At 67.0% G+C, this 26,487-nt stretch carries 26 protein-coding genes; 20 read left to right on the forward strand and 6 right to left on the reverse strand.

The window, feature by feature from the left end; genetic code table 11:
* Nucleotides 1-27 precede the first annotated feature (27 nt).
* A complete protein-coding gene (locus tag H3H55_RS22170) occupies nucleotides 28-1,365 on the reverse strand; it encodes a substrate-binding domain-containing protein (RefSeq protein WP_193100216.1) in 1,338 nt (445 codons plus the stop codon).
* A gap of 160 nt (nucleotides 1,366-1,525) precedes the next feature.
* Nucleotides 1,526-2,857: a substrate-binding domain-containing protein gene (locus H3H55_RS22175; RefSeq protein WP_129515250.1), complete on the reverse strand. Its 1,332-nt coding sequence runs from the start codon at nucleotides 2,855-2,857 to the stop codon at nucleotides 1,526-1,528.
* Nucleotides 2,858-3,504: 647 nt separating this feature from the next.
* Here H3H55_RS22175 and gspF point away from each other — a divergent pair.
* Nucleotides 3,505-4,722, forward strand: coding sequence for a type II secretion system inner membrane protein GspF (gene gspF / locus H3H55_RS22180; RefSeq protein WP_193100217.1), 1,218 nt, complete (start codon nucleotides 3,505-3,507; stop codon nucleotides 4,720-4,722).
* Nucleotides 4,723-4,730: 8 nt separating this feature from the next.
* On the opposite strand, the gene H3H55_RS22185 is transcribed toward gspF, so the two are convergent.
* Nucleotides 4,731-5,177: a type II secretion system protein N gene (locus tag H3H55_RS22185; RefSeq protein WP_193100218.1), complete on the reverse strand. Its 447-nt coding sequence runs from the start codon at nucleotides 5,175-5,177 to the stop codon at nucleotides 4,731-4,733.
* A 64-nt stretch (nucleotides 5,178-5,241) separates the two neighbouring features.
* On the opposite strand from H3H55_RS22185, the gene gspG reads away from it, so the two are divergent.
* From gspG to H3H55_RS22225, 8 genes are all read left to right on the forward strand, one after another.
* Nucleotides 5,242-5,721: a type II secretion system major pseudopilin GspG gene (gspG, locus tag H3H55_RS22190; protein WP_193102095.1), complete on the forward strand. Its 480-nt coding sequence runs from the start codon at nucleotides 5,242-5,244 to the stop codon at nucleotides 5,719-5,721.
* A gap of 4 nt (nucleotides 5,722-5,725) precedes the next feature.
* The gene (locus H3H55_RS22195; protein WP_226800343.1) at nucleotides 5,726-6,229 is read left to right on the forward strand and encodes a GspH/FimT family pseudopilin; all 504 of its coding nucleotides are present in this window, start codon (nucleotides 5,726-5,728) and stop codon (nucleotides 6,227-6,229) included.
* Nucleotides 6,230-6,257: 28 nt separating this feature from the next.
* Nucleotides 6,258-7,577 (forward strand): type II secretion system protein GspL, encoded by a 1,320-nt coding sequence (gene gspL, locus H3H55_RS22200; protein WP_193100220.1) that lies wholly within the window; start codon nucleotides 6,258-6,260, stop codon nucleotides 7,575-7,577.
* Nucleotides 7,541-8,053, forward strand: a complete 513-nt coding sequence (gene gspM, locus H3H55_RS22205) for a type II secretion system protein GspM (protein WP_193100221.1) — start codon at nucleotides 7,541-7,543, stop codon at nucleotides 8,051-8,053. The genes gspL and gspM overlap by 37 nt, the downstream gene beginning before the upstream one ends.
* Nucleotides 8,054-8,217: 164 nt before the next feature.
* Nucleotides 8,218-8,964 carry a secretin and TonB N-terminal domain-containing protein gene (locus H3H55_RS22210; RefSeq protein ID WP_193100222.1) on the forward strand — a complete coding sequence of 249 codons (747 nt, stop codon included), beginning with the start codon at nucleotides 8,218-8,220 and terminating at the stop codon, nucleotides 8,962-8,964.
* Nucleotides 8,965-8,970: 6 nt separating this feature from the next.
* The gene (locus H3H55_RS22215) at nucleotides 8,971-9,522 is read left to right on the forward strand and encodes an RNA polymerase sigma factor (protein WP_048247329.1); all 552 of its coding nucleotides are present in this window, start codon (nucleotides 8,971-8,973) and stop codon (nucleotides 9,520-9,522) included.
* Between the two features lie 11 nt (nucleotides 9,523-9,533).
* Nucleotides 9,534-10,529, forward strand: a complete 996-nt coding sequence (locus H3H55_RS22220) for a FecR family protein (RefSeq protein WP_193100223.1) — start codon at nucleotides 9,534-9,536, stop codon at nucleotides 10,527-10,529.
* Nucleotides 10,530-10,786: 257 nt separating this feature from the next.
* Complete coding sequence (locus H3H55_RS22225) at nucleotides 10,787-11,047, forward strand: FecR/PupR family sigma factor regulator (RefSeq protein WP_226800344.1); 261 nt, start codon at nucleotides 10,787-10,789, stop codon at nucleotides 11,045-11,047.
* Between the two features lie 214 nt (nucleotides 11,048-11,261).
* Here the strand turns inward: H3H55_RS22225 and H3H55_RS22230 are convergent, their stop codons facing one another.
* Nucleotides 11,262-12,086 carry a hypothetical protein gene (locus H3H55_RS22230; protein ID WP_193100224.1) on the reverse strand — a complete coding sequence of 275 codons (825 nt, stop codon included), beginning with the start codon at nucleotides 12,084-12,086 and terminating at the stop codon, nucleotides 11,262-11,264.
* 164 nt (nucleotides 12,087-12,250) lie between these two features.
* Here H3H55_RS22230 and H3H55_RS22235 point away from each other — a divergent pair, with 164 nt between their 5' ends.
* Nucleotides 12,251-13,903, forward strand: coding sequence for a type II toxin-antitoxin system Phd/YefM family antitoxin (locus tag H3H55_RS22235; protein ID WP_193100225.1), 1,653 nt, complete (start codon nucleotides 12,251-12,253; stop codon nucleotides 13,901-13,903).
* Nucleotides 13,904-13,928: 25 nt separating this feature from the next.
* Here the strand turns inward: H3H55_RS22235 and gspK are convergent, their stop codons facing one another.
* Nucleotides 13,929-14,924: a type II secretion system minor pseudopilin GspK gene (gene gspK, locus H3H55_RS22240; RefSeq protein WP_193100226.1), complete on the reverse strand. Its 996-nt coding sequence runs from the start codon at nucleotides 14,922-14,924 to the stop codon at nucleotides 13,929-13,931.
* Between the two features lie 33 nt (nucleotides 14,925-14,957).
* Nucleotides 14,958-15,524 (reverse strand): hypothetical protein, encoded by a 567-nt coding sequence (locus H3H55_RS22245; protein WP_193100227.1) that lies wholly within the window; start codon nucleotides 15,522-15,524, stop codon nucleotides 14,958-14,960.
* 805 nt (nucleotides 15,525-16,329) lie between these two features.
* On the opposite strand from H3H55_RS22245, the gene H3H55_RS22250 reads away from it, so the two are divergent.
* The 10 genes from H3H55_RS22250 to H3H55_RS22295 all read left to right on the forward strand — a co-directional run bounded on the left by H3H55_RS22250 (nucleotide 16,330) and on the right by H3H55_RS22295 (nucleotide 26,451).
* Nucleotides 16,330-17,973: a ShlB/FhaC/HecB family hemolysin secretion/activation protein gene (locus H3H55_RS22250; protein ID WP_226800345.1), complete on the forward strand. Its 1,644-nt coding sequence runs from the start codon at nucleotides 16,330-16,332 to the stop codon at nucleotides 17,971-17,973.
* Nucleotides 17,974-18,039: 66 nt separating this feature from the next.
* A complete protein-coding gene (locus tag H3H55_RS22255) occupies nucleotides 18,040-19,845 on the forward strand; it encodes a DUF2341 domain-containing protein (RefSeq protein ID WP_193100228.1) in 1,806 nt (601 codons plus the stop codon).
* 28 nt (nucleotides 19,846-19,873) lie between these two features.
* Nucleotides 19,874-20,281, forward strand: coding sequence for an ExbD/TolR family protein (locus H3H55_RS22260; protein ID WP_048247341.1), 408 nt, complete (start codon nucleotides 19,874-19,876; stop codon nucleotides 20,279-20,281).
* Between the two features lie 8 nt (nucleotides 20,282-20,289).
* Nucleotides 20,290-20,988: a TonB family protein gene (locus H3H55_RS22265; protein WP_193100229.1), complete on the forward strand. Its 699-nt coding sequence runs from the start codon at nucleotides 20,290-20,292 to the stop codon at nucleotides 20,986-20,988.
* 101 nt (nucleotides 20,989-21,089) lie between these two features.
* Nucleotides 21,090-22,904: a putative porin gene (locus tag H3H55_RS22270; RefSeq protein ID WP_193100230.1), complete on the forward strand. Its 1,815-nt coding sequence runs from the start codon at nucleotides 21,090-21,092 to the stop codon at nucleotides 22,902-22,904.
* Nucleotides 22,905-22,916: 12 nt separating this feature from the next.
* Complete coding sequence (locus tag H3H55_RS22275; protein WP_193100231.1) at nucleotides 22,917-23,594, forward strand: hypothetical protein; 678 nt, start codon at nucleotides 22,917-22,919, stop codon at nucleotides 23,592-23,594.
* Nucleotides 23,595-23,652: 58 nt separating this feature from the next.
* The gene (locus tag H3H55_RS22280) at nucleotides 23,653-24,246 is read left to right on the forward strand and encodes a YbjN domain-containing protein (RefSeq protein WP_193100232.1); all 594 of its coding nucleotides are present in this window, start codon (nucleotides 23,653-23,655) and stop codon (nucleotides 24,244-24,246) included.
* Nucleotides 24,247-24,324: 78 nt separating this feature from the next.
* Nucleotides 24,325-25,215 (forward strand): peptidylprolyl isomerase, encoded by an 891-nt coding sequence (locus tag H3H55_RS22285; RefSeq protein WP_193100233.1) that lies wholly within the window; start codon nucleotides 24,325-24,327, stop codon nucleotides 25,213-25,215.
* Between the two features lie 8 nt (nucleotides 25,216-25,223).
* Nucleotides 25,224-26,039 carry a hypothetical protein gene (locus H3H55_RS22290; RefSeq protein WP_193100234.1) on the forward strand — a complete coding sequence of 272 codons (816 nt, stop codon included), beginning with the start codon at nucleotides 25,224-25,226 and terminating at the stop codon, nucleotides 26,037-26,039.
* Nucleotides 26,040-26,085: 46 nt separating this feature from the next.
* Complete coding sequence (locus H3H55_RS22295) at nucleotides 26,086-26,451, forward strand: hypothetical protein (protein ID WP_193100235.1); 366 nt, start codon at nucleotides 26,086-26,088, stop codon at nucleotides 26,449-26,451.
* The last annotated feature ends 36 nt before the right edge of the window (nucleotides 26,452-26,487 follow it).

Genomic DNA, 26,487 nt, shown 5'->3' on the forward strand with positions numbered 1-26,487 from the left:
CCAACGATATATCGTCAGGAGGCGAGTTTAACGACCGGGAAAGAGGCCGCTTGATGGGCCGCAAAGGCTCGAATTACCGATATCGAGGAAGTTTCCGCTTGTGTTGCTCAGAAAGTTTGACACGATCGCTGTTTGGAAATTTGATGGAACCGTATCGAGGCCATTGCCACGTATGACCGAGGCGTAGCTGGCATTCGTATAGTGGTTGTTCAGAAAGTCATGAATGGCGGTGGCTACTGCGGGATCGGCATAGCACTGGCTCAAGATGATTTGACTCATGCCAGAAATCGGATAACCCGACAACGGGTTTGCCAGAGCGTTGTACGTTGACCCGGAAAACGGTGCCCACGCAATCGGATCAGTCGGATCTGCAGGCGCCGGGATCTGGCTGAGAGCCTTTGTCGCGTTCGAATAGGTCGGCGCGTAGTAGGTTGCATCGGTTGTGTTGTACAGGCTGGCAACCGGAAGTTGCAGTGCACCCGAAGACGTCACGACAGAGCTTTGCGACGCGAGGTACGTATTTGTGTGGTCCGGACTGAGATATGCGATGGCGGCAGTACCTGCCGATGCCAGCGACGTGAGCGAGTAACGGACCCCACCTCCACCCCAGGCCGCGATGAAGTTCGACGGCAAACCGCTCGGGAATGCCATCGTGTTTGCAAACGTCAACGAGTCAACGAATGCGACACCTCGCGCAGTATTCGCACGGGTGCAGACTGCAGCGAGATGGCGAGTCAACAGTTCGGTCGTACCGTTGCTGTCCGCACGGTAGACGACTGTGATCGGAGCATGGCGCATGGTGTAGGGCGCTCGGGTTTCGGGGTTGATCAATTGAGCCAGATCGGTGATCCATCCCGAGAAGATCCCGCACAGATCGTCGTCATTGAGTGCGATGCTGTGTGCTTGCCCCGGCGTCGTTTGCGGTGTAGTTGCGCTTGTCACGATTGGACCGTTGACGATCGGCACTGCGACCGCCGTGACGACGTAGGGGATCTGGATCAGCGGGCCGTCGGTGGTGCCAAGGCCCGTGTTGTAGTACGCCGTAACCTGAGCCCGCGTCAGCACTGCGTCGTTGTTCGTGAAGTGAACCGTACCAGTGACGCCTGAGCCTAGAAATATCGGCTGGTTGTTCAGGAATGCTTGTTGGCCGTAAGCCGAGCCGACCGGATAGTACGTAAATGCGCCTTCGGTCGAACCGAATAGGCCGAACTCGCCGTAGGCAGGTGACGTGGCGCCGAGCGCCGATAAGACAAGTGACGAACCGCCGCCCTGAATGGCAGGGCCCGCCGCGAATGCGCTTGTTGCGCTCATGCCCGAAACGACGAGAGCCATGATCGGACAGATCTTCAGTTTGATGGGATTCATGATGGTTTCGCTTTGTGCCACCGGAGTCACGCTCATCCATCGAGATTTGACGCGCGACAGTTCCGGCGTGCGGGGCACACATAGTCGACAGCTTGAATAAAAAAACCGCCTCGATCGCTCGAGGCGGTTCACCGGGACATTGACTCAGACGTGAGCCAACTTACCGGCCGGCAAAGCCGCCCGCGCCGCAGACGCCCGAATCGTTGATGTCGAGGAAGTTGTTGCTCGAGTTGCTCAGGAAGTTCGCCGAAATCGCGGTCTGGAAGCCCGACGGCACGGTATCGAACCCATTGCCATGAACGACCGAGGCGTAGCTTGCGTTCGTGTAGTGGTTGTTCAGGAAGTCGTGAACAGCCGTTGCTGCCGCGCCGTTGGCGTAGCACTGGCTCAGGATGATCTGGCTCGTGCCCGAGACCGGATAGCCGGATGCGGGGTTCGCCAGGGCCGTATAAGCAGCACCGGAAACCGGAACCCACTTGGTCGGATCGGCAGCGTCGTTACCAGACGGTGCGGAGATCGTACCCAGTGCCGTCGTCGCGTTCGCGTACGTCGGGGCGTAATACGCCTTGGCAACCGTGTTGTACAGGCTGGCGATCGGAAGCTGCAGCGCGCCCGACGACGTCACGACCGCGCTTTGCGACGCGAGGAACGTGTTCGTATAGTCCGGGCTCAGATACGCGACAGCGGCCGTGCCAGCCGACGACAGCGAAGCGAGCGAACCGCGAACGCCGCCGCTACCCGACGCAGCGATGAAGTTCGCCGGCACACCCGACGGGAACGCCGACGAGTTCGCGAACGTCAGCGAATCGACGAACTTGACACCCGACGCCGTGTTGGCGGTCGTACAGACTGCAGCGAGGTGGCGGGTCAGCAGTTCGGTCGTACCGCTGCCGTCCGCGCGATAGACAACCTTGATCGGCGTGTTCAGCGAGTAGTTGCCGCCTTCCGGATTGGTGACCTGATTCCAGTTCGTCAGTTTGCCCGAGAAGATGCCGCACAGATCGTCATCGTTCAGCGCAATGCTGTGCGCCTGACCCGGCGTCGTTTGCGGCGTGATCGAGCTCGTCACGGCCGGCGCGTTGACGACCGGTACCGTGATCGCCGTCACGATGTACGGGATCTGGATCAGCGGACCGTTCGTGGTGCCGAGGCCCGTGTTGTTGTAAGCCGTGACCTGAGCGGTCGTCAGCGCGGCATCGCTGTTGGCGAAGTGAACCGTGCCCGAGACACCCGAGCCGAAGAACGTCGGCTGGTTGTTCAGGAATGCGTTCTGGCCGGCACCCGAGCCGACCGAGTAGTACGTGAACGTGCCTTCGGACGTGCCGAACAGGCCGATTTCGCTGCTGGCGTTGCTGACCGAGCCGATCGTCGGCGCGACGAGCGACGAACCGCCACCTTGAATCACCGGGCCTGCGGCCATCGCGAGCGATGCGCCCATGCCCGAAACGACGAGAGCCAGGACCTGACAGATCTTGCGCTTGCTGGATTTCATGAGAAATTTCCTTGGACGAAGATAAACGGGAACCCCTGCAACAGCGGTTGGAATACTTGTGAACCGCCGGGTAAATGTAGGGGGAAATCCGTATGACGCGTGTGAATTTTTAATAACGAATGGTACGTAACATTTTTATTGATATCGGGAGCGCGTTATCCGGATTGACGGCGCATTAATTCGAGACCGATTCGCGGGATTAGGGATTCCCAGATGTTGGGAACTTGATCGCGCACGGTGGCGGAGCCTTGTGCCTCGGTGCTGTTGGCGCAGGAGGCAGCGCTATCGCAACATCAAGTCAGTTTCGTGGCGAATGCTACGGAACATTCCTTCCAGAAACGGATGGGGCGTCCTGGGGAAATATTCCTGAAGTTGATCAGATAATTTTTACAAGCGAGCATCACTTTATGATTGCGAGATGGTTAATGCTTGAATAATTGGTGCGGTCGCTCAAGATGAAATCGTTTCCCCGATATAAGAATAACGACCAAAAGTAATAAGACCCGAAAAGAACAAAAAAGGTAGCCCAACATCCGTCACAAATTTGCGCCGGTTCGCTCCTTAGTCTTCCCCGGCGACTCCGTCCGGCGCGTTGCGCGACGTCGTCGGAAAAGTCCTATGCGTGACACTGACACGAGGGCACAGACATGTCGGCATTCCGCTACGAAGCGATCGATCCTACCGGCCGCACGCTGAAAGGCGTGCTCGAAGCCGACAGCGCGCGCGCCGGGCGCAGCCATTTGCGCACGCAGGGGCTCACACCGCTCGTCGTCGAGCTGGCCGCGCAACGCCTGCATGGCGCGCGCCAACAACGTCTGTCGTTCGGCCGCAAGCTGTCGCAGCGCGAGCAGGCGATCCTCACGCGCCAGCTCGCGAGCCTGCTGGTCGCGGGGCTGCCGCTCGACGAAGCGCTGTCGGTGCTGAGCGAGCAGGCCGAGCGCGAATACCTGCGCGAGCTGATGGCGTCGATCCGCGCGGAAGTCGTCGGCGGCCATTCGTTCGCGAACGCGCTCGGCCAGCATCCGCGCGATTTTCCGGAAATCTACCGCGCGCTCGTCGCGGCCGGCGAGCATACGGGCAAGCTCGGCATCGTGCTGTCGCGTCTCGCGGACTACATCGAGCAGAGCAACGCGCTGAAGCAGAAGATCCTGCTCGCGTTTACCTATCCGGGCATCGTCACGCTGATCGCGTTCGGCATCGTCACGTTCCTGCTGAGCTACGTGGTGCCGCAGGTGGCGAACGTGTTCACCAGCACGAAGCAGCAGTTGCCGACGCTGACGGTGGTCATGATGGCGTTGTCCGATTTCGTGCGGCACTGGTGGTGGGCGTCGTTCCTGGCGACGGTCGCGATCGTGTTCGCGATCCGCAAGGTGCTGTCGCGGGAAGGGCCGCGGCTCAGGTTCGATCACTGGCTGCTGACCGCGCCGCTCGCGGGCAAGCTCGTGCGCGGCTACAACACGGTGCGCTTCGCGAGCACGCTCGGCATCCTGACCGCGGCCGGCGTGCCGATCCTGCGCGCGTTGCAGGCGGCCGGCGAGACGCTGTCGAACCGCGCAATGAGCGCGAACGTCGACGATGCGATCGTGCGCGTTCGCGAAGGCTCGGCGCTGTCGCGCGCGCTGGCCCACACGAAGACGTTCCCGCCGGTGCTCGTGCACCTGATCCGCTCGGGCGAGGCGACCGGCGACGTGACGACGATGCTCGACCGCGCGTCAGAAGGTGAATCGCGCGAGCTCGAACGCCGCACGATGTTCCTGACGAGCCTGCTCGAACCGCTGCTGATCCTGGTGATGGGCGGTGTGGTGCTCGTGATCGTCCTCGCGGTGATGATGCCGATCATCGAGCTGAACAACATGGTGCAGTGACGCGCGGTTCAGCGCACGAACGCGTTCGCCTTCTGCACGGCGGGCAGCGCGATCTCGCGTTGCAGGCCGTTGCGGTCGACGACGATCGAGCGCGCGCGCACTTCGGCGAGCTTCGCGGCTTCGCCGATCGCCGAGCCGATGCGCACGACGCGCGCCGCTTCGCCGCCGACGCTGACGATCGCGGCCGCCCGGCGTGCGTCGAACGCGAGCACGCCGAGCAACTGGATGGCGTCGCGGCCGTCGTCGGGTTTGGCGCCGAAAAGCTGCGCGCTGGCCGTGACGTCGAACGGCGCGGGCGGTGCGGTACGGGCGGGTGCCGGCGCATCGGGTGCATTCAGCAGGCGCGCGGCCCATATCGACACGGCGACGAGCGCCGTGCCGGCGACAAGGGTCGCGACGAGCGGCAGAAGGTCGACGCGGGACGGAACGGTGCGGAGCAGGGCGAGCGGTTTCATGGCGACGGATCGATTCGATGAACAGGGAACGGTTTCCATTCTTTGACGCAAGGGTGAATGCATGATGACGACGCACGACGCAGCGCGAACATCGCACGCAAGGCCGGCGCATGAACTTGCACGCCGTCGCACGCAACGCGGCTTCACGCTGATCGAGATCATGGTGGTCGTCGCGATCCTCGGGATTCTCGCGGCACTGATCGTGCCGAAGATCATGAGCCGCCCCGACGAGGCACGGCGCATCGCAGCGAAGCAGGACATCGGCACGATGATGCAGTCGCTGAACCTGTATCGCCTCGACAACGGTCGTTATCCGTCGCAGGAGCAGGGGCTCGCTGCGCTGATCCAGAAACCGACCACCGATCCGGTGCCGAACAACTGGAAGGACGGCGGTTATCTGGAACGGCTGCCGAAGGATCCGTGGGGCAACGCATATCAATACCTGAATCCGGGCGCGCATGGCGCGATCGACGTGTTCAGCTACGGCGCGGACGGCAAGCCGGGCGGCGATGGGAACGATGCGGACATCGGCTCGTGGCAGTAACGGCATGACGATCGCGCACGTCAGGAAACGTCGCCCGTTCGCGGCGCGTCGCGCGGCGGGCTTCACGCTGCTGGAGATGCTCGTCGTGCTCGTGATCGTCGGGTTGCTGGTCGCGGTCGTGACGCTCACGCCATCGCGCAATCGCCGCACGGATCTGGCCGAGGAAGCGCAGCGGCTTGCGAACCTGCTCGAATCGGCCGGCGACGAAGCGCAGGTGCGCTCGATGCCGATCGCGTGGCAGCCGATGGGCGGCGGCTACCGGTTCGTGCAGCGCACGGAAAGCGGCACCTGGGCGCCGATGACGGACGACCTGTATCGCGCGCGCCGCTGGGGCACCGAGGTGACGGGCGTGTCGGTGCGTTATACGGGCGGCGGTGAAACGCCGTCGCGTATCGTGCTCGGCAGCGAAAGCATCGATGTGCCGGTGACGATCACGCTGTGGTCGGGCGACGTGCGGATGGCCGTGGTCGGCACGGGCATCGGCAACTTTGTCGTCCGTCGGCCATGAGCGGCGCGTGCGGCGCCCGGGAGGCGCGATGTCGAGCCTGATCGTGCTGCTGCCGTCGATCGGCACGTTCGATGCGGAAAACTGGCAAGCAGTCGCGATGCCGTACGCGCTGTTCGACCGGCGCGGCCAGCTCGTCCGTGCGGGAAGTGCACATCGCGATGCGTGGCCGAAGGCCGCGTCGACGGTGCTCGTGCTTGCCGCGCGCGATACGTTGCTCGTCGACGTGACCCTGCCGCCCGTGACGGGCACGAAGCTGCGGCGCGTGCTGCCGCATGCGGTCGAGGAATACCTGATCGGCGATGCGCAGCAGAGTCACGTCGCCGTCGGCCCGACTGCGAGCGGCGACGCGGCGCGATCCGTGGCGGTTGTCGATCGCAAGCGGTTCGGCGAAGTGATCGACTGGTTCGACACGGCCGGCCACCGGCGCGTGCGTGCGGTGCCGTTGATTCATTGCATGGCGATGGGCGGTGGCGAGCAAGCGGATGGCGATGAACACAGCGAAGCCAACGTGTTGATCGTGAGTCCGCCTGTACCGAGCGAGATCGTTGGCGAAACGGTAGCCGACCCGCCACGGCTCGAACTGGCTGTCCGGCGCGGAACGTCGGGGTTCGGCCTTGAAACGCGCGCGTCGGCGCTGGACGTCACGATTGCCGAGTTGTCGAAACACGAATCCGTCCGAGTCCACGTGCTGGTTGTCGACGTTCATGACGATGTCGAAAGCGGCGCTACAACCGAATCGGACATGCTCGAACGAGGGGGCAGACATTCGGAGATGCTGCCCGTCGCACACACATTGCCGTGGGACGTGCTTGCACGCGGCGCGCTCGACTGCAGGTTCGACCTGTGCCAGTTCGAATTCGCACGCAACACGCGCGCCGACCGTGGCGGATGGCGTCGCTGGCGCGTGCCCGCCGGTCTGGCGATCGCGTCGGCCGTCGTCGCGATCGCGACGATCAACGTGCAGTGGTTCCAGCTGCGTCATCGCCAGGATGCGTTGAATGCGCAACTGACCGCCCGCGTGAAAGCGGCGTTCCCCGACACGACGGTGATGCTCGACCCGCCGATGCAAATGCGGACCGGGCTCGAACGCTTGCGCACAGCGGCCGGCGAGCTACGTGCAAACGATTACCTGGTGCTGTCGGCATCGTTGTCGCGTGCGCTTGGCCCGATTCCGTCCGATGCGATCGCGACGCTCGACTATCGCGACGGTGCGCTGGCGGTCGCATTCCGTCCCGGGACCGCCGTCGACGGCGACGGATTCCGCCAGCGCCTGCAGGCGCAGGGCGTGACGGCCAACGAGGAGGATGCGAAATGGATGCTCGGCTCCACGCGGCCCGCGTCGCGCTGACTCAGTGGCTCGACGGCCGTTCGCCGCGCGAGCGCGTGCTGCTGGCGGGCGGCGGCGCGCTGTTGTTCGCGGCACTGGTCTACAACGTGATGTGGGAGCCCGCATACACGGGCCGCACCCGGATCGCGGCAAACCTGCCCGCATTGCAGATGCAGGTGGCCGAAGCCGGCGGGCAACTCGCGGAGGCACGACGGCTGCGTGCGGCCGCCGCGATCCGGCCACCTGCCGGTGCTGCGCTGCGGGACGCGCTTGCCGCGTCGCTCGTGCAGGCCGGCATCGCGAAGGCGCAAGTCGCGGTGCTGGGCGAAGGCATCCAGGTGGACGCAAAGGGCGTGTCGTTTGCCGCTTGGATGGACTGGCTCGACCGCATGCGCCACACGCACCACGTTCGTGTCGTGAGCGCTCACGCGAGCGCGGACGGCAAGCCCGGCGTGACGTCCGTTTCGGCACTGCTGCAGCCGCAGACGGTCCGTTGAATGCGTGCTTCATGAAAGCAGGGAAAGTATTGAGTCGCTTCGCTGCACGGTTCACCTGACTGTCATAGTGCCCGCTCACAATCTGTCGTTCGTTTGCCACGGAACCGCTCACGGGGGTGCGCGTTTCGCCGGCAACGTGCAACTCCACTTCCGTCCAGGGATTCATGACTCGTTCACGGGCGCCGACCGGTGTCCTGGCGCTCGTTGCGTGGCTCGCGTTCGTCGTGCTGTGCATGCGCGGCGTGCAGGCACAGGAGACCGGTTCCATCGGCCGCCAGCCGGGCAGCGTGGTGCGTTTCGATCTGCCCGCGCAGCCCCTCGCGAAGACCTTGCAGGACTTCGCGCGGATCACCGAGCTGATCGTGCTGGCGCCGGCGCCGCTGCTCGACGGGCGCACGAGTGCGCCGGTCCAGGGCGAATTCGCGCCGCGCGACGCGCTCGAGCGGATGCTGGCCGGAACGGGGTTGCGTGCGGAATTCTCGCGTCCGGACGAAGCGATCATCGTCGCGCAGCCGGCCGCCGAGATGGCGCCCGCCACGGCTGACACGCCGGCGGATGCGGCCTTGCCGATCGACGGGATCGGCGATTCCGGAGATCGGCGCGCGTTCGCGGGCCTGCTGCAGGCGCATCTGATCGATGCGTTGTGCGCGCAGCCTGCGGCCGTGCCGGGCAGCTATCGACTCGTCGCGCAGGTGCGCATCGACAACAGGGGGGCGGTGGTGGCGGTCAACATGGTGGCATCGAGCGGCTCGGCCGCCCGCGACGCGGCGGTGATGCGCGCGCTGCGTGCGTTGAAGCTGGACGATGCGCCGCCGGCAGACCTGCCGCAGCCGGTCACGATCCTGCTGCGACCGGCCGGCAACGGCGTGCATTTCCGTTGTCCGGCGCCGCAGCCGGCCGTTCGGGGCTAGGCCGCCATGTCCGACAGCAACCGCACCGGGCTCAGGAAGCTGCTGGCGACGCGCTATGCGTACCTCGTCAGGCGCCTCGAGCGTGTGACGGGGTCGAAGGACGGCGCCGCCGACGCGCTGCACGAAACCTGGCTGCGCCTCGAGAACGCGAACGTCTCCACGCAGGTGACGAATGCGGACGCTTATATACTCGGGATGGCGAACAATGTCGCGATCGACCAGCATCGCCGCGAACGGCGGCATCTGCACGACGACGATGTCGAGACGCTGCTCGAGATGCCCGACGAGCTGGCCGACCCCGAGCGCATCGTCGCGGCGCGCCGCAAGGTCGAGACGCTGAAGGACGTGCTGCGCGGCCTGCCGCCGCGGCGCCGCGCGATCCTGCTGGCCGCCCGCGTGGACGGCCTGCTGAACCGCGAGATCGCCGAGCATTTCGGCATTTCGCTGCGGCTGGTCGAAAGCGAGCTGAGCGCTGCAATGAAGTACTGCCTGCAGCGCATGCAGGAAGAAGACGGTGATTCGTACACGGGTGCGCGAGGCGGCCCGCGTAAATTTTGAGCATCCGGACGATGACGAAAGCCCAGGCCGAACCTGCCCACGACGAACTCGACGAAGCGAGTGCGTGGCTGTTGCGTCTGCGCTCGGGGGACGCGAGCCAGGCCGAAGCCGACGCGTTCGAGCGCTGGTGCGCCGATCGTCCGCAAGCCGCCGATCTGCTGCGCGACACCTGGAGCTCGCTGCGCACGGCTGCGACCGAACTCGCGCACGAGGAACGCGCGGCCGCTGCCTGGGCAAACGTTGCAAAGCGCGAGCGCACGATGCGCACCGGGCGGCGCGCGTTCATCGGTTTCGCGGTCGCGGCCGGCGGGTCGTGGCTCGCGCTGCGCCCGCCGATGCAGTTGTGGCCGTCGCTGGGCGACCTCGCGGCCGATTACCACACGGGCACCGGCGAGCAGCGCAGCGTCGCGCTGTCGTCGCGCGTGACGGTGGAGCTGAATACGCAGACGCGTCTCGACGTGTTGGCCGCGAGCGATGCCGCGCACGGCGTCGAAGTAGTCGCGGGCGAAGCGGAGATCGACGCGGCCGCACCGCCGGCCGACCGCGCGACGCCGATCCAGCCCGTCACCGTGGTTGCGGGCGGCGGCCGCATGCTGGCGAGCGTCGCGCGCTTCAACGTGCGGCGCACGGGTTCGCAGGTGTGCGTGACCTGTCTGTCGGGCACGGTCGCGCTCGAGCATCCGCGCGGCGCGCGCACGCTGAAGGCCGAGGATCAAGTCGTCTACGACGATCGCGGCGTGCAGCCGGTGGCGCGGATCGATCCGGGCGCGGTCAGCGCATGGCGGCGCGGCATGCTGGTGTTCAACGGCGTGCCGCTCGCGGACGTCGTCGACGAGATCAACCGCTACCGGCGCGGCAAGGTGATCCTGCGCAGCGCGTCGCTCGGCACGAACCGGATGCAGGCGCAGTTCCCGATCACGCGGCTCGACGACGTGATCGACATGGTCGGCCGCCTGTATGGCGCGCACATCACGCGCCTGCCCGGCAATATCGTGCTGCTGAGCTGACCGGCTTCCCGCGCTTAACTTCCCCGTCTTCCTTCTGCCGGCGATTCATTCGCCTCCTTTTCGGCTGTCCGCGCACTGCGGGTTACGGCCGTCCGATACGACCTGATCAATGAGGGCCGGCAAACGCCGGGCCGTCTGTCATGACGGCCCGGTGGAGCGTCGTCGGACCCGAGGCGTGGGTGGCAAGCGCCCCGGCCGCGCAACGATGCGCGGTGCGGGGAATGTGTGTCGATGGAGCTTCGGGCGGTGGCGTGATCATGAACGAATCGCAACGGGATGCGGATTCCGGCGACGCGAACACGCGCGCCGACGCGATCCGCGAGGGCGCGGTGCGCTGGCTGCTGTGGCTGCGCGCCGGCGACACGACGGAACAGGAACTCGACGCTTTCGCACGCTGGCGCGCGCTGAGCGACGAGCATGCGCGCACGGTTCGCGAGCTGATCTGGATGTGGGCCGTGCTGGAGACGGTCGGCCGCCAGGAGCCGGGTGAGCCGGGCGGGTCGACGCGCACGCACTGATGCGGTGCGCGGGTGTCGCAAGAAAGTCTGCGGGTTAGGCGGGTTCGCTTCGACCTTGTATATGAGAGAGCGAGGGGGCCGTGAAGAGGGGTCGTAGAGCGGGACCGGGGGGCGGCTTGGCCCCCGGATCACCGCTGACGTGGCGGGGCTGCGTGCGGCGAGGTCTGGCCGGTCGAGCCCCGGAAGCCCGGATTCACGCGTCGGGATTCAGGATTCAGGATGGCGCCCCGTGCTGCAGGCCGGCGCGTGCGCCGCTCCACGCGGCGTCGAGCGGATCGCCGGCGTCGCGCAGCGGCTCGCGCAGAAACGGAAAGCGTTCGACGAACGGTGCGGATTCTTGCAAGGCCACGATATGGTTGACCATCCATTGCAGCAGCTCGCCGCCGTGCCGGACCTGTTCCGCGCGCCAGTCCGGCATCGTCGAGAAGAGTGCCGAGAAGCCGCTCCAGCGCGACGGACGGTCGTTGTCGCCGGGCCGGAAATAGGTGTTCATCGCGACGTCGTGCGCATCGGTCAGCGTGCCGACGAACAGCCCGTGCGGCGTCGGCACGCCGATCTGCTGCCAGCCTTCCGCGAGTGCCAGCGAGCGCATCACGCGCGCCGCGACGAACGCGATGCGCGTTTCATGCTCGATTTCCGCAAGCGACATCACGCCGTTGCGCTGCATGCAGCGCGCGACCGCATGCGGCCGGATCGCGTTCGACGCGAAGCTGCGCAGCACGAGGTCGGGCACTGTCAATTGAAGCTGGAATTCGCGCAGGCCGTGCTCGGCGCTCATCGTCGAGAAGTTGACGAACAGCCCTTCGGCATGACCGAGCGTGCCGACGTACGGCTCGAGCCCGAGGCGCGCGAGCTTCGGCGCGATCTGGCGTTCGAGCAGCCGCATCAGGTTGCGGCGGTTGCGCACGCCGGTGAAATCGTCGATGCCGCGCGTGACGATGTCGCTGATTTCCCAGCGGCGCTCGTCGGCGACGAGCCGCGGAGAGCCGCTCAGGTCGAACCGGGCGCGGCCGTGCGCCACGCGTGGATCTACGTACATGCCGGTGCCTCGTGCATCGATTGCGGGCGGACCGCCGCGACGGCGCGGCGTCGCGCGGATCGGGTCGCCCACGATGCTGCGGCGTCGAAAACGCTTCGTCAAGTGCGATTGCGCCGCGCCGCGGTCAGGCGAGTGCAGCCGGACGAACAGTGTGGAGTGAACGGATGATGCGAACGATCGTGGAACGCTTCGTCGAACAGAGCCCGATGACGATCATGACGCGGCTCGTGCTGCAATGCGCGCTGCATGACGACTGGATCGACAGCGCGGCCGAAGCCGACGAAGAACCCGACGACGAGTCGATCCGCGAGACGCTGTTCGCGCTGGCGGTCGACGCGATCGCGGCGCTTGCCGCGCGGGCGCAGACGCCGCAGGCGGTGGCCGCAGGCGCGCTGTCCGCGTCCGGCGCCGCCGTGGCCGCGCTCCACGACGGCATGAGCCGATGGCGGGCCGGCTGGGGACGCGCGCTCGTCAGGGACAGCGTCGACCTGCTGTTGCCCGTCGCGGCGGCGCGGGCCGACGAACGTGCGCGCGCGCTCGGCGGGATGCGGCTGCGCGTGCTGGACGGCGCGGGCGACGGTTGCGCGCCCGGTGCCACTGGCTGCGGTTGCGGCCGTGCCTGCGACGACCCGGCGCGCGATGCGGCGATGGGCCTGACCGGCGCACGCGTGCTGCCGGTCTACGATCCGGATCTCGCGATGATCGTCGATCTGCTGCCGGTCGAACGCGGCCGCTCGCATGAACGGGCGTTCGTCGGCGCGCTGCTGGAAACGGTGAGGCCCGGCGAGCTGTGGATCGTCGACGGCCGTTTCGATACCGATGCGATCGTGTCGGGCTGGCCGCGCCGCGGCGGCGCGTTCGTGCTTCGCGACTATGGCAACCCGGCGGCATGCCGGCCGCTCGGCGGCTGGCGCGATGCCGGTCGGCTCGATACCGGGTACCTCCGCGAGCAGGCCGTCGGCATCGCGGGCGACGGTGACGTGGCCGGTACGCTCAGGCGGATCGAATGGCGCGATCACACGCTCGACGGCAGTCCGGGCACGACGATCGCGGTGCTGACGAACCTGCCGGTCGAGCAGTTCGACGCGTGCCAGGTCATGCAGTTGGCGCGGCGTCGCTGGCGCGACGCGCTGCCGTTGCCGCTCGACTCCGTGGTCGGCGGCACACTGTTCGGCGGTGTGCCCGCGCGTGCGTCGTTGCTCGCGAGCGGCATCGCGGCATTCGCGTACAACGCGTTCAGCGTGATGACGCGCGTCGTCGTCGGCGCGCTCGGCCTTGACGAACGTGATGCGGAACGCGTGCCGCTGCATATCGCCGACAGTGTCGCGGCAACCTATGCGGGGATGATGATCGCGCTGCCGCCGGGCTGGTGGCGGCGCTACGATCAGCTACCGGCGACGACGCTCGGCCAGATCGTGCGGATGCTCGCGGTGCACGTCGATCCGCGCAGCGAGCGGCGCAGGCGCCGCGACAACCGTCTGTCCGCGAAGTCGCAGGCGCTGCTGCGCGCGGCGACGCTCGAACACCTGCTGCACGACGACGGCGGCGATCCCGCCGCGAACGTGTTCAGCCTGCGCACGATCGCGATGGCGACGCGCGACTTCAGCAGCAATCCGTCGAAGGCGTTGCGGCATGCGGGCGAGGCACTCGTGATGGTCACGAAGTACAACCGGCCGATCGCGCTGCTCGTGTCGATCGACGACTGGAACCGGCTGCTGGGCGAAGTGCGCGAGACGAATCTCACGCGACTGTCGTTCGATTGCGCGGCAGCGCAGGGTGTGCGTTCCGTCGCGTTGAGCGAATCGTCGCTGAACTAGCCTGCGGTTCGCGCTGCCTTCGCGCTCAGCTCGTGAGCCGATGCACCCAGATCACCGACGTCCACGTGAAATTGCCGCTGCCGTAGCGCGCGATCAGCGTGTCGACGCGCGCGTTGATGCGTGCCGAATGCACGCGGCAATGCACGAGGAAATAGATGCTGTTGACGCCGACGGCCGATCCGTCCGGCAGCGTCGGATTGCCGCCGCGCGCGGGCAGCAGGTATTCGGCGATGTCGCCGGTGCTGACGAAGTACGCGGTGGCGCGCCGGTCGACGAGCCGCTTGGCCTGGCTGGCCGACAGGGTCGGAATCGCGGCGACCAGCACGGGCTCGGCCGCGGTATTGGCGTTGACGGTGGTCAGGTCCGGCAGGATCGTCGCGAACGGCGCCAGCGTGTCGATCGCATGCGCGTCGTAGCCGGGGATGCGCGCGAGATCGTCGATGGAAACGAGTTGCAGCGGCCAGCCGTCGGGGCCGTTCGTGTCGCGCAGCGAGCGCAGCATGTAGTCGGCCGTCAGCTGCGCGAGCGCGGGATCGAGCGATAGCTGACCGAGCAGCCGCCGGTACGCCAGCACGCCTTCGCCATTGGCCTGCCACGGCTTGCCGGGCGCGACGCGCGACACGAGGTTCGTCAGGTTGAAGCGCGCCTGCGCATCCTCGACATGGCCGGATATCCATGCACGCGACAGCTCCGCGTTGACGGCCGCGGCGTCGGGCGGCAGCAGGTCCGCAAGCTGCACGTCGGCGGCCGGCGATGACCACGGCTGGCCGACGAACGTGACGTTCGACGTCGCGCTCTGCGCGCGCAGCGTCGCACGCGCCCATTCGACCGCCGCGCGCTCGACCCACATCGTCTGCGTCGCGAGCCGCTGGTTTTCCACGTCGCGCGTCGCGACCTGCTGGCGCCACAGCACGCTTGCCGCGAGCGTGGCAGCCAGCGCGACGACGAGCAGCACCGTCACGATCGCGATACCGCGTTCGCGCGGCGCTCGTGCGTTCCCGAACCTTCCGTCTCGATGCATTCGCTTGGCTCCCGCAATGGCGCGCGACGGCGCTCAGTCGACGAACGCCAGCCACGCGTGGGCGATGCTCGCATGCGCAGATGACGTGACGCCGAACATCGCGGTGAGCCCGGCCACCCAGAATGCGAGCGTCGCGGCATGCGTGCCGTCGGCGCTCACCGCGAGCGGGCCGACCAGCGACGCGATCGAATGCGAGCGCCACAGCAGCAACACGAACAGCGCGCAGCCGACCGCCATCGCGACGAAGAACAGGTAAAGCGCGACCGTCGAACGCCGCGTGAACGGCGTGCGGTGATGCCGCTGGTTCGCCGCGACGATCGCGGCGCCGTTCGCGACCGGCACGATCGCCATCGCGAGCATCCAGAACAGCGGCTGATCGCTCGACGCGTTGATCAGCAGCAGCGTGCCGATCGTCCAGATCGGCGGCGCGAGCAACGTGAGCACGACCCACGACACCAGATGCCAGACCAGCCAGGGCGCGCGCCAGCGCAACGGGCGCCGCGCCGCGGCGAAGGCGGCGGACGGCCGCCGGCCGGCGGTCGCGGCATCGCCGGCAAGGCGCCCGGCGAGCCACCGTACGAACATCGTGGCGAATGACATGGAGGAATCCTGGCGTTGACGTGTTTGGTTTTTACCCAATAGCTAGGACGAAGCGAGCGGCCACAAACCGCAGGATTTCGCACGACCGGGACGTTTCCCGCGGCGCCGCATCGCGAACCCGCGGTGCGGGGACGGTCTCGCGTGCATCTCGTGAATATCTTCAGTGGAATGTCACAAAAACTTCCCGGTTGAAACCTGAGGATTGTCGTGCCGCACGAAAGGGCAACGCGCCAGGCGCGTCGCCCTCGGAGCGGCAACACGTTTGCCGGCGATCGCGCACGAGCGCGACGTCCACGAGCCTTGACGGCCATGGCGGACGAAACGCACACGAAACGGGGGCCACGCACATTCCTGCGCAACGTCCCGCGCGATCCGCGCGGGCTGCTGTTGCGCGCGCATTGCAGGCCGCACGCTGGCGGCCGTGTCTCACTTTGGGCGTCGCGTCGGACGGCCCGCGAAAAAAAGTTTGCGGCAATGCGCGCCCGGTTCCGTCTAGGTAGGTGAGAGCGGCGACTCGAGCGCCGTACACGATCGTCGTTGCCGACCGACGCAGCAGTGCCGCTGCGTCGCCAGGTGGCCGATCGTGACGATGCGCGCCGGAGGTTGCGGGTTTTCCGGATTCGCTTCGTCCTTTCCGGTAGATGCGTCGAGCGCACCGGGTACGGGAATCGGGAAAAGCATTGCGCAGATCATGCTAAGGATGACGAATAAATCGTCATCAAAGTGAAACAGGCATTTGATAGCGGAGCAAGCGGCTGGCGCGGTGCGCTTCGTTGCGATCCGGAACAACAAAGGGGAATGGCGCATGCCGCCGAGAGTAGACCGCAAGTCACGCGAACGATGGCGGCTGAAGTGCCGATGCCTGGCCGGCGCCGTGCTGGTCGGAGGGCTGGGCCTCGCGCCGGGCATTCATGCGCAGGATGCCGCACCGGCCGCGAAGACGGCCCCGCAGACGTTCGACGTGAATGCCTTCGTGGTGCGCGGCAACACGACGTTGCCGACGCTCGAGATCGAGAAGGCCGTGTATCCGTTCGAAGGACCGGGCCGCACGCTCGCCGACGTGAACGCGGCACGCGACGCATTGCAGAAGGCGTACCAGGAGCGCGGCTACCAGTCGGTCGTCGTCGAGCTGCCGCAGCAGCAGGTGAAGAACGGCGTGATCCTGCTGCAGGTGGTCGAGGCGAAGGTCGGCCGGTTGCGCGTCGACGGCGCGCAATACAACTCGCCGCAGAACATCCGCGATGCGGTGCCGGCGCTGGCCGAAGGCCAGGTGCCCGATTTCAACCAGGCGCAGCAGCAGCTCACCGACCTGAACCGCTCGGCGGACCGGCAGGTGATCCCGGTGCTCAAGCCGGGCGCGATGCCGCAGACGGTCGACGTCGATCTGAAAGTCGACGATCACAGCCCGCTGCACGGCACGCTCGAACTGAACAACGACAACAGCCCCGGCACGTCGACGCTGCGCACCAGCGCAAGCCTCAGCTACTCGAATCTGTGGCAGCTCGGCCACGTGATTTCCGGCACCTATGTGCTCGCGCCGCAGCATCCGAACGACGCGCGTGTCTACGCGTTCTCGTATCTCGCGCCGATCAAGGATTCGCGCTGGAGCTTCCTCGCGACGGTCGTGCATTCGGACAGCAACGTCGCGTCGGTCGGCAATACCAACGTGCTCGGCAAGGGCACGACGTTCGGCTTCACCGCGATCTATTCGCTGCCGGCGTCGGAAACCTACGCGCATTCGGTCAGCGTCGAGATCGACCGCAAGCATTACGACGAGAACGTGTCGCAGCCGGGCCAGGGAGTCTCGACGGCGCCGCTCACCTACGTGCCGGTGACGCTGTCGTACAACGGCCAGCTGAGCCTGAAGAACTCGCAGACGTCGTTTTCCGCGTCGATGACGACGAACATCCGCGGCCTCGGCAGCGACTGGGGCGCATGGGACAACAAGCGCTACAACGCGACGCCCGATTTCGTGTACGGCAAGTTCGACGTCAACCACACGCAGCGCTTCGCGAACGACATGCAGGCCAATGCGCACGTGAACGCGCAGATCTCGAACTCGCCGCTCGTGTCGAGCGAGCAGTTCGCCGCGGGCGGGATGAACAGCGTGCGTGGCTACATGCAGGCCGAGAACACGGCCGACAGCGGCGTGATCGCGTCGCTCGAAGTGCGCAGCCCGTCGCTCGCGAAGTGGCTCGGCGGTGCGGTCGGCAGCCGCCTGAACGAGTGGCGCTTCCACGCGTTCTTCGATGCCGCGCACCTGTGGCTGCTGAGCCCGCTGCCGGAGCAGACATCGCGTTTCAACCTGATGAGCGTCGGCGTCGGCACACGGCTGCAGATCATGAAGTACGCGAGCGCGGATTTCGAGGCCGGGTGGCCGCTGAAGGCGGGCGTCTATACGCGGCAGTACAGCCCGCGATTCGATTTCTACGTAAGGCTGGGGTTCTGACGGATTTTTTTGATCGTGCCTGGGCGATGCGACGAGCGCGGCGCCCGCACATTCGGGGAGTGGATCGTGAAGCGAGTCTTGTTTTTCCTGTTGGCGGTGATGCTCGGCGTGCTGCCCGGCATCGCGAACGCATGGTGGCAGAACGACTGGTCGTACCGGAAGGCGATCACGATCGACGCGAGCGCGAAGGGCGCGAATCTCGCCGAGTCGGCCGGCCGCGTGCCGCTGCTGATTCGCCTGCACTCGGGCAACTTCCAGTTCGACGGGCTGGCCGACAACGGCGCCGACATCCGCTTCGTCGCCGCCGATGACAAGACGCCGCTGAATTACCACGTCGAGCAATACGATCCGGTGCTCGGCGTCGCATTGATCTGGGTCGACATTCCGAAGATGCCGGCCGGCGCCGCGGAGTCGATCTGGATGTACTACGGCAACAAGAAGGCGCCGGACGGCAGCAAGCCGGCCGAGACGTTCGACGCCGACTACACGCTCGTCTACCACTTCAACGGCGCGGCGGGTGCGCCGCCGAAGGATATGACCGCGTACGGCAACAATGCGCAGAACGCATCGTTCCGCACGGTCGAGGACGGCATCGTCGGCAAGGGCGCGCGGTTCGACGGCAGCGGGTCGCTGACGCTGCCGGCGAGCCCGTCGCTGAACCTGGCTGCCGGCGGCAGCTTCACGTTCAGCGCGTGGGTGAAGCCGTCGGCGCTGGCACCGAACACGCTGCTGTACAGCAGCCGCGACGGTGCGAACGCGCTGCTGATCGGCCTCGACAACGGCGTGCCGTTCGCGCAGGTCGACGGTGCCGCCAACAGCCCGGCACCGGTGCGGACGCCGGCCGCCGCGCCGGTCGCCGCGAACCAGTGGACGTATCTGGCCGTCACGGCCGACGGCAAGAACCTGACCGTCTACGTGAACGGCAAGCAGGCCGCGCAGGTCGCGGCGACGCTGCCCGCGCTGAACGGCACGGCGACGATCGGCGCGGATGCGGCCGGTGCGCCGGCCGGGCTGGCTGCCTACACGGGCGCGCTCGACGAACTGCGGTTGTCGAAGATCGCGCGTTCGCCGGCCGCGCTCGCCGTCGACGTGCTCGCGCAGGGCTCGGAATCGAAGCTGGTCGCGTATGGCGCCGACGAGAAGCAGTCGGGCTTCGGCTTCGGTTACTTCGGCGTGATCGTGCAGTCGGTGACGGTCGACGCGTGGGTCGTGATCGCGATCCTGCTCGGCATGGCGGTCGTGTCGTGGGTCGTGATGTGGACGAAGGCGCGTTACGTCGGCACCGTCGACAAGGCGAACCTGTATTTCGTGCAGCGCTTTCGCGAAGTGGCCGGGCGTCACCTGGTCGGTCTCGCGCATGTCGACGAAGCGAGCGACGACGGTCGCCGGCTGTACCAGTCGTCGTTGTACCGGCTGTACAAGGCCGGCGTGCATGAAATTCACAGTCGCGTGGACGGCAACGGCCGCACGGTGATCACGTCCGAATCGATCGAGGCGATCCGCGCGTCGATGGACGCGACGCTCGTGCGCGAGAACCAGCGGCTGTCGAAATCGATGGTGCTGCTGACGATCGCGATTTCGGGCGGCCCGTTCCTCGGCCTGCTCGGCACGGTGGTCGGCGTGATGATCACGTTCGCGGCGATCGCGGCGGCCGGCGACGTGAACGTGAACGCAATCGCACCGGGTATCGCGGCCGCGCTGCTCGCGACGGTGACGGGCCTGTTCGTCGCGATTCCCGCGCTGTTTGGCTACAACTACCTGCTGATCCGCAACAAGAACGTGACCGCGAACATGCAGGTGTTCGTCGACGAATTCGTCACGCGCCTCGCCGAAGCGCATCGCACGCCCGATCACGCGGTGCTGGCCGACTGACCGCACTGAACGCACGCAGGAGATCACCATGCAGGTTCAGGACGACGACAAGCCGTACGACGACATCAACATCACGCCGATGCTCGACCTCGCGTACGTGCTGCTGATCATCTTCATCATCATGACGACCGCGTCGGTGCAGGGCATCAAGGTCGATCTGCCGAAGGCGAGCTCGTCCGCGAGTCTCGCGAAACCGAAGACGAAGGCGATCACGGTCGCCGATTCGGGGCAGGTCTTCCTCGATGCGTACCCGGTGACGATGGACGAGCTCGAGAGCCGGCTGCGCACCGAGAAGGCGACCAATCCGGAATTCCCGATCGTGCTGAAGGGCGACGCGGCCGTGCAGTACCAGAAGGTCATGGACGTGCTCGACCTGCTGCGCCGCCTCGACCTGTCGCAAGTCGGTCTCGTGACCGGCAGGGCGAAGCAGGGTTAGGGCGCGCAATGGAAATGACCTACAACGGCGGCCCGCCGGACAAGGGCCCCGGCCGCTACGTGAAGCCCGTCGTGATTGCGCTCGTGCTCGCGGGGCTGGCCGCGCTGATCTGGCGTTTCGCGGGCGATACCGCGGGTGTGAAGCGCGTGAGCGCGCCGCAGGTGACGACGGTGATCCCGTTGCCGCCGCCACCGCCGCCGCCGAAACAGAAGCCGCCGCCCGAAAAGGTGAAGGAAGAGGTCAAGACGCCGATCGATCGGCCGACGATCGCGCCGAAGCCGTCCGAAGCACCGAAGCCGTCGGACAACCAGCCGAAGCAGATGACGATGAATGCCGATGCGCAGGCCGGCAGCGACAACTTCGGCATCGGCGCGGGCGACGGCTCCGGAATGATCGGCAGCGGCGGGGGCGGCAAGTTCGGCAATGCGAGCTACGCGCAATACATGGTGTACGTGCTGCAGCGCGCGATCGAGCAGGACAAGGGCGTGCAGGAGGCCGGCGGCGCACGCTTCGCGGGCAACCTGAACCTGTGGATGGACTCGTCCGGGCGAATCACGAAGGTGACGATCGCGCAGTCGACCGGCGACGCGAAGATCGATGCGGCTGTGGTCGCGGCGGTCGAAGCGCTCGGCAAGGTCGACGAGGCGCCGCCACCCGCGACCGCGTATCCGGTGCTCGTCAAGCTCCAGGGACGCAAGCCGGCATGACGACGCTGACGACGCGCGCGCGAAACGACGAAAGAATCATGGGGCAGCGCCGTCGCACGGTTGCTGCCGGAAAAGAAACGAAAATTGTTCGGAGTGCTTCGATGATTCGTAAGATGAACGGACGGGGTGGGGTGCCCCGCAACGGCGCGCTGCCCGCGCGCCTGTCGCGCGTCGGCGCGGCGGTGCTGACGCTCGGGCTGACGTGCGCGTCCGCCGCGCACGGGCAGTCGCTCGAAGCGCAGGCGGCATCGGGGAAGGCCGCGCCGACGGAGAGCGTGGTGATCAACCTGATCAACCTGCTCGTCAAGCGCGGCGTGCTCACGCAGCAGAACGCGAACGAGCTGATCAGCGAGGCGCGTACGGAAGCCGTGCAGGCGAGGGCCTCGCGAGGGGCCGGCGCACCCGTGGTGGCCGGCGCCGGTGTGGTCAACCCGCCGACGCAGCCGGGCGACGTCGCGGTGCCGTACGTGCCGCAGCTCGTGCGCGACCAGATCCGCGACCAGGTGAAGCAGGAAGTGATCGCGCAGGCGAAGGCCGAGAACTGGGCGCAGCCGAACACGTTCCCCGACTGGGTGTCGCGCATCAAGCTCGACGGCGACCTGCGCGTGCGCGACGAATACCATTTCTACGGCAGCCGCAACGCGAACAACGTGACGAACTTCGCGGCGATCAACCAGGGCGGCGGGTTCGACATCAACCCGAACACCAACACGACGCAGCTGCCGACGCAGAACACCACGCAGAACCGCAACAACCTGCTGCGCTACCGGGCGCGGCTCGGCGTGACGGCGACGCTGTCCGACGACATGATCGCCGGCATCCAGCTCGCGAGCGGCAACGACAACGGGCCGGTGTCGACCACGTCGACCGCCGGCGGCGGCTTCGCGAAGAAGAACATCTGGCTGAACAAGGCGTTTTTCGCGTACAAGCCGACTTCATGGCTGAACCTGACGGCCGGCCGCTTCGACAATCCGTTCTTCAAGTCGGACCTGGTGTTCTCCGACGACCTGATGATGGACGGGCTCGCCGCGAACCTGCGCCATGCGCTGCCGTGGAATCCCGACGTCACGCTGTTCGGCACGCTCGGCGTGTTCCCGATCCAGTACACGAGCGAGAACTTCCCGTCGAACAGCACCGACAAGGCCGGCAGCGACACGAAGTGGATGTTCGGCGCGCAGTTCGGCGCGGACTGGAAGATCGACGCGAAGAACCGGCTGCGCGGCGCGGTCGCGTACTACGACTTCCAGAACATGCGCGGCACGCTGTCGTCGCCGTGCGCGCTGTATCTCGGCGCGACGAGCTGCAACACCGACAACGAGGCGCCCGCGTTCATGCAGGGCGGCAACACGCTGATCGCGCTGCGCAACATCGTGCAGAATCCGAACCTCGCGCCGGGGATGACGCCGCAGCCGCAGCTCTTCGGGCTCGCGTACAACTACCGGCTGCTGGACCTGAAGGCGCAGTGGGACACGGTGGTGGCCGATCGCTTCAAGCTGCGCCTGGACGGCGAATACGTGCGCAACCTCGCGTACAACGACAACAAGGCGTTTGCCGCGGCGTCGCTGCCGGTCAACAACTACGAATCGACGTCGGTGAACGCGACGCGCGCCGACTACCGCAGCGGGCCGAACGGCTTCCTCGCGAAGGCGACGATCGGCGAGCCGGAGCCGCGCGAGAAGGGCCAGTGGAACTTCTCGATCGCGTACAAGTACCTGCAGCCGGACGCCGTGCTCGACGCGTTCAACGATCCCGACTTCCATCTCGGCGGCACCAACGCGCGCGGCTACGTGCTCGGCGCCGCATATGCGGTCGCACGCGACACGTGGGTGTCGGCCCGTTACCTGAGCTCGAAGGAAGTGTACGGGCCGCCGGTATCGATCGACGTGCTGCAGATCGAGCTCAATGCTCGCTTCTGACCGGAGCCGCGAATGAACACCACCTATCGCACGATGTTCTCGGCCGGCGTGGCCGGCGCGCTGCTGTTCGCGGCCGCCTGCGCGCACGCGCAGAGCATCGAGGACAAGCTGCGCAGCCAGTTGCGCTCGACCGTGCAGGAGCTGCGCCAGCTGCAGGACAACCAGGCGCAATTGCAGACCGACAAGGCGGCGGCCGAGAAGCAGCGCGACGACGCGCTCGCGCAACTGAAGGCGCTGCAGGGGCAACTCGCGACGGCGCGCGGCGATTCGGGCGCCGAGGCGGCCGCGAAGCGCGCGCTCGCGCAGGAGCGGGCGGGCCGCGAGCAGGACGCGAAGTCGCTGGCGAAATACAAGTCGTCCTACGAGGATCTGCTCGCCGTGTCGCGTGCCCGCGATGCGCAGCACACGCAACTGCAGAAGGATGTCGCCGCGCGTGACACGCAACTGAAAACCTGCCAGGCACACAATGCCGACCTGTATCGCGTGGGGCACGAGATTCTCGACGCGTACGAGCATGTCGGGTTCGGCACGCTGTTCTCGTCGCGGCAGCCGTTCGCGCAATCGGCGCGCGTGAAGTACGACGATCTCGCGCAACGCTACGGCGATGCGCTGTATGCGGGCAAGTACGACCCGGCCGCGCGTCCGGCCGTCGCGGCGCCGGCGTCGGCCGCGTCCGCGAATGCGCAGTGAACGCGGGTCTGGCGCAGGGCATCAACCGATCGATTCGATGAATACGGGGAAGACAGACATGCAAGACAAGCAACCGAACGCCGGCGACGAACGCGCGGCACACGATGCGCCGATCGAAGCGATCAGCGCCGACCGCCTGGCCGACGTGCTGCGCCGCGCGGGCTACCGCGTGACGGCGGCCGAGCAGAACGGCACGGTGCAACTGATGAGCGCGAGCCAGGGCATCGGTTTCGCGGTGCGCTTCGGCAACCCGGCCACCGCGCTCGCGCCGCAGGGCACCGATGCTGAAGCCGCCGCGCAGCCGTACATCGACTACACGCTGTCGTGCGTGCTGCAGGTGCAGGGCGAGTTGCCGACCGAACTCGTCGCGGACTGGAACCGGACCAAGCGCTTCGCGCGTCTCGCGAGCCACGGTCCGTTTCTCGCGCTGGAGATGGACGTGGTCGTCGCGGGCGGCGTGTCCGAGCGCTACCTGCGCTCGACGATCGAGCTGTGGGATCGGCTGATTCAGGAATTCCTGCTGCACTTGCGCAATCGTCCCGCGATGGCCGAGCAGGACGCGGCGCGGGCGGCGGCGAGCGAACCCGCCAGCGCATCGGCCGCTGGAGCGGCCACCGAAGCGGCCGGGATCGAGGCTGCCGCGCAGTCGTGATCGCCGTGAGCCGGATCGGCGCCGTGTGCGCCGGCACGGCGTCCGCATTTCAAGAACAATCGAGAGGGCCGTCGAACGATGATGACGAAAATGAAGGTGCTGGCAATGGTTGCAGCCGGTCTCGTGCTGGGTGCGCCGCTCGTTGCGTACGCACAGGACGACGTGATCGCGAATGCCGCGCAGGCGTCGGTCACGCAGGCCGACATCGCGGGTCTGCTGAAGGCGGTGAGCCCGGAAGGGCGCGAACGCCTCGCGGCCGATCCCGCGGCGCTGGACCAGGTCGTGCGTTCGACGCTTGCGCAGAAGGCCGTGCTGGCCGAAGCGAAATCGAAGGGCTGGGACAAGCAGGCCGAGGTGCAGGCGGCCGTCGAGCAGGCGCGGCGCGATATCGTCGCGCGCAGCTATCTGACGTCGGTGAACACGCCGCCGGCCGACTATCCGTCGGACGCGGAGATCCAGTCCGCGTATGACACGAACCGCGCCGCTTTCACCGCGCCGCGCGCGCTGCACGTCGCGCAAATCTACATCGCGGTGCCGCCGAACGCGGACGCCGCGACGCTCGACAAGGCGCGCAAGCAGGCGGCCGATCTTGCGAACCGCGCACGCAGCGGCGATTTCGCGGCGCTTGCGAAAGCGAATTCGCAGGACAAGGCGAGCGCCGCGAACGGCGGCGATCTCGGTTTCGTGCCGGACGCGTTGATGGTGCCGGCCGTCCGGCAGGCGGCCGACGCGCTGAAGCCGGGCCAGGTCTCCGCGCCGATCCAGACGCCGGCCGGTTTTCATGTCGTGAAGCTGATCGACGTGCGCGCGGCCGCGCCGCGTCCGCTGGCCGACGTGAAGGAGCAACTGCGCGCGATGCTGCGCGCGCAGCGCACGCAGCAGAATGCGCAAACGTATCTCGCGAAGCTGGCCGCGAATGCGCCCATCAACGAAGACGCGCTGAAGAAAGCGCTCGCGTCCGCCCGGTAGGCGCGCTCATGGCACCTGTCCGTTCGACGCCGCGCGTCGAGGCGCCCGACGCGCGCACGCCGGGGCGCCGCCGCCCGGCCGCCGCCGCCGACCGGCCGCGTATGCCGAAGGCGAACCCGTGGCCGGGCCGGCCCGGCGAATGGCCGACGCATTGCCCGCTGTGCTTCGGCGCGCTGGAGCCGTTGCCCGGTGCGGGCGGTTATGCGCGGCACCGGAGCACGCGGTGCTCCGCGCAGTGCGTGCTCACCACGCGCCAGTATCAGCCAGAGGAACTGGCGATACGCGGCTCGCGCGACGTGCAGGTCGCGGCGCTGCATCGCGAGCGCTTTATCGCACATTGGCAGCGTCACTACACGCTGATGCGCCGTGTGTGGCCCGCGCTCACGATCGGGCGTTTCATCGCGGTGATCGCATGCGTGGACGTCGCGGATCTCTGGTCGTACCGGATGTTGCGCGACGACGATCTCGCGGCCGTGCTGCTCGTGCTGGCCGGTTTCCTGCGCGTGCCGGATGCGCCGGACACCGATGCGCGCACGCCCACGGTGCGCTGGGTGAGGTTCTGGTTCGACGCGAGCGTGCGCGACGTTGGCGATCTGTGGACGGCCGGCAATGACGCGCCGCCGCTGTTTCGCGTCGACTATCGGGAACCGCTCGTCACGCCGTATCCGACCGGCGCGCAGGTGCAGGCGTGGCAGCCGGTCGACGGCATGCGCGATGCATGGGTGCGGCACGCCGATGCGCATGAGCCGGCCGTCGACGCGACCGATCGCGCGGCATTCGCGCGTTTCCTGGCGCGCGCGCCGGTGTCGGGTACGAACGTATGAGTGCGGCGGCGCACGTGCGATGGCGCCATTTCTGAAGGAGGCGCGGATGAAGATGCGGCGAAACGGAATCGCGACGATCGTCTGCTTGCTGTTGGCGGCCGGCGCACACGCGCAGGGCAGTCGCGCGGCGGCGCCAGCCAACGCAGGTTCGGCAGCGAAGCCGGTGTGCGTCGATGCGGAAGTCGACGGCAAGCGCGCGCTGTCGTACGACTGCCTGAGCCAGCAACTGAAGCCGAAGGCCGAGCCGCAGACCGGGGCATCGCAAACGGATTCGGAGCGACTGTCGAAACAGCCGTCGAACCGTCTCGGCACGTTCAACCTGTCGACCGAGCAGAACCGCTTCGGTTCGAACTGGGGCCGGTCGGTGACGCCGCAGCGGCCCGATGCGCCGGTCGCGGTGCCGCCGAAGTGACGCAGGCGATCGCTATTGCAGCGCGGGTATCGACGA

Source organism: Burkholderia sp. Z1 (assembly GCF_014893795.1).
GTDB lineage: Bacteria > Pseudomonadota > Gammaproteobacteria > Burkholderiales > Burkholderiaceae > Burkholderia > Burkholderia theae.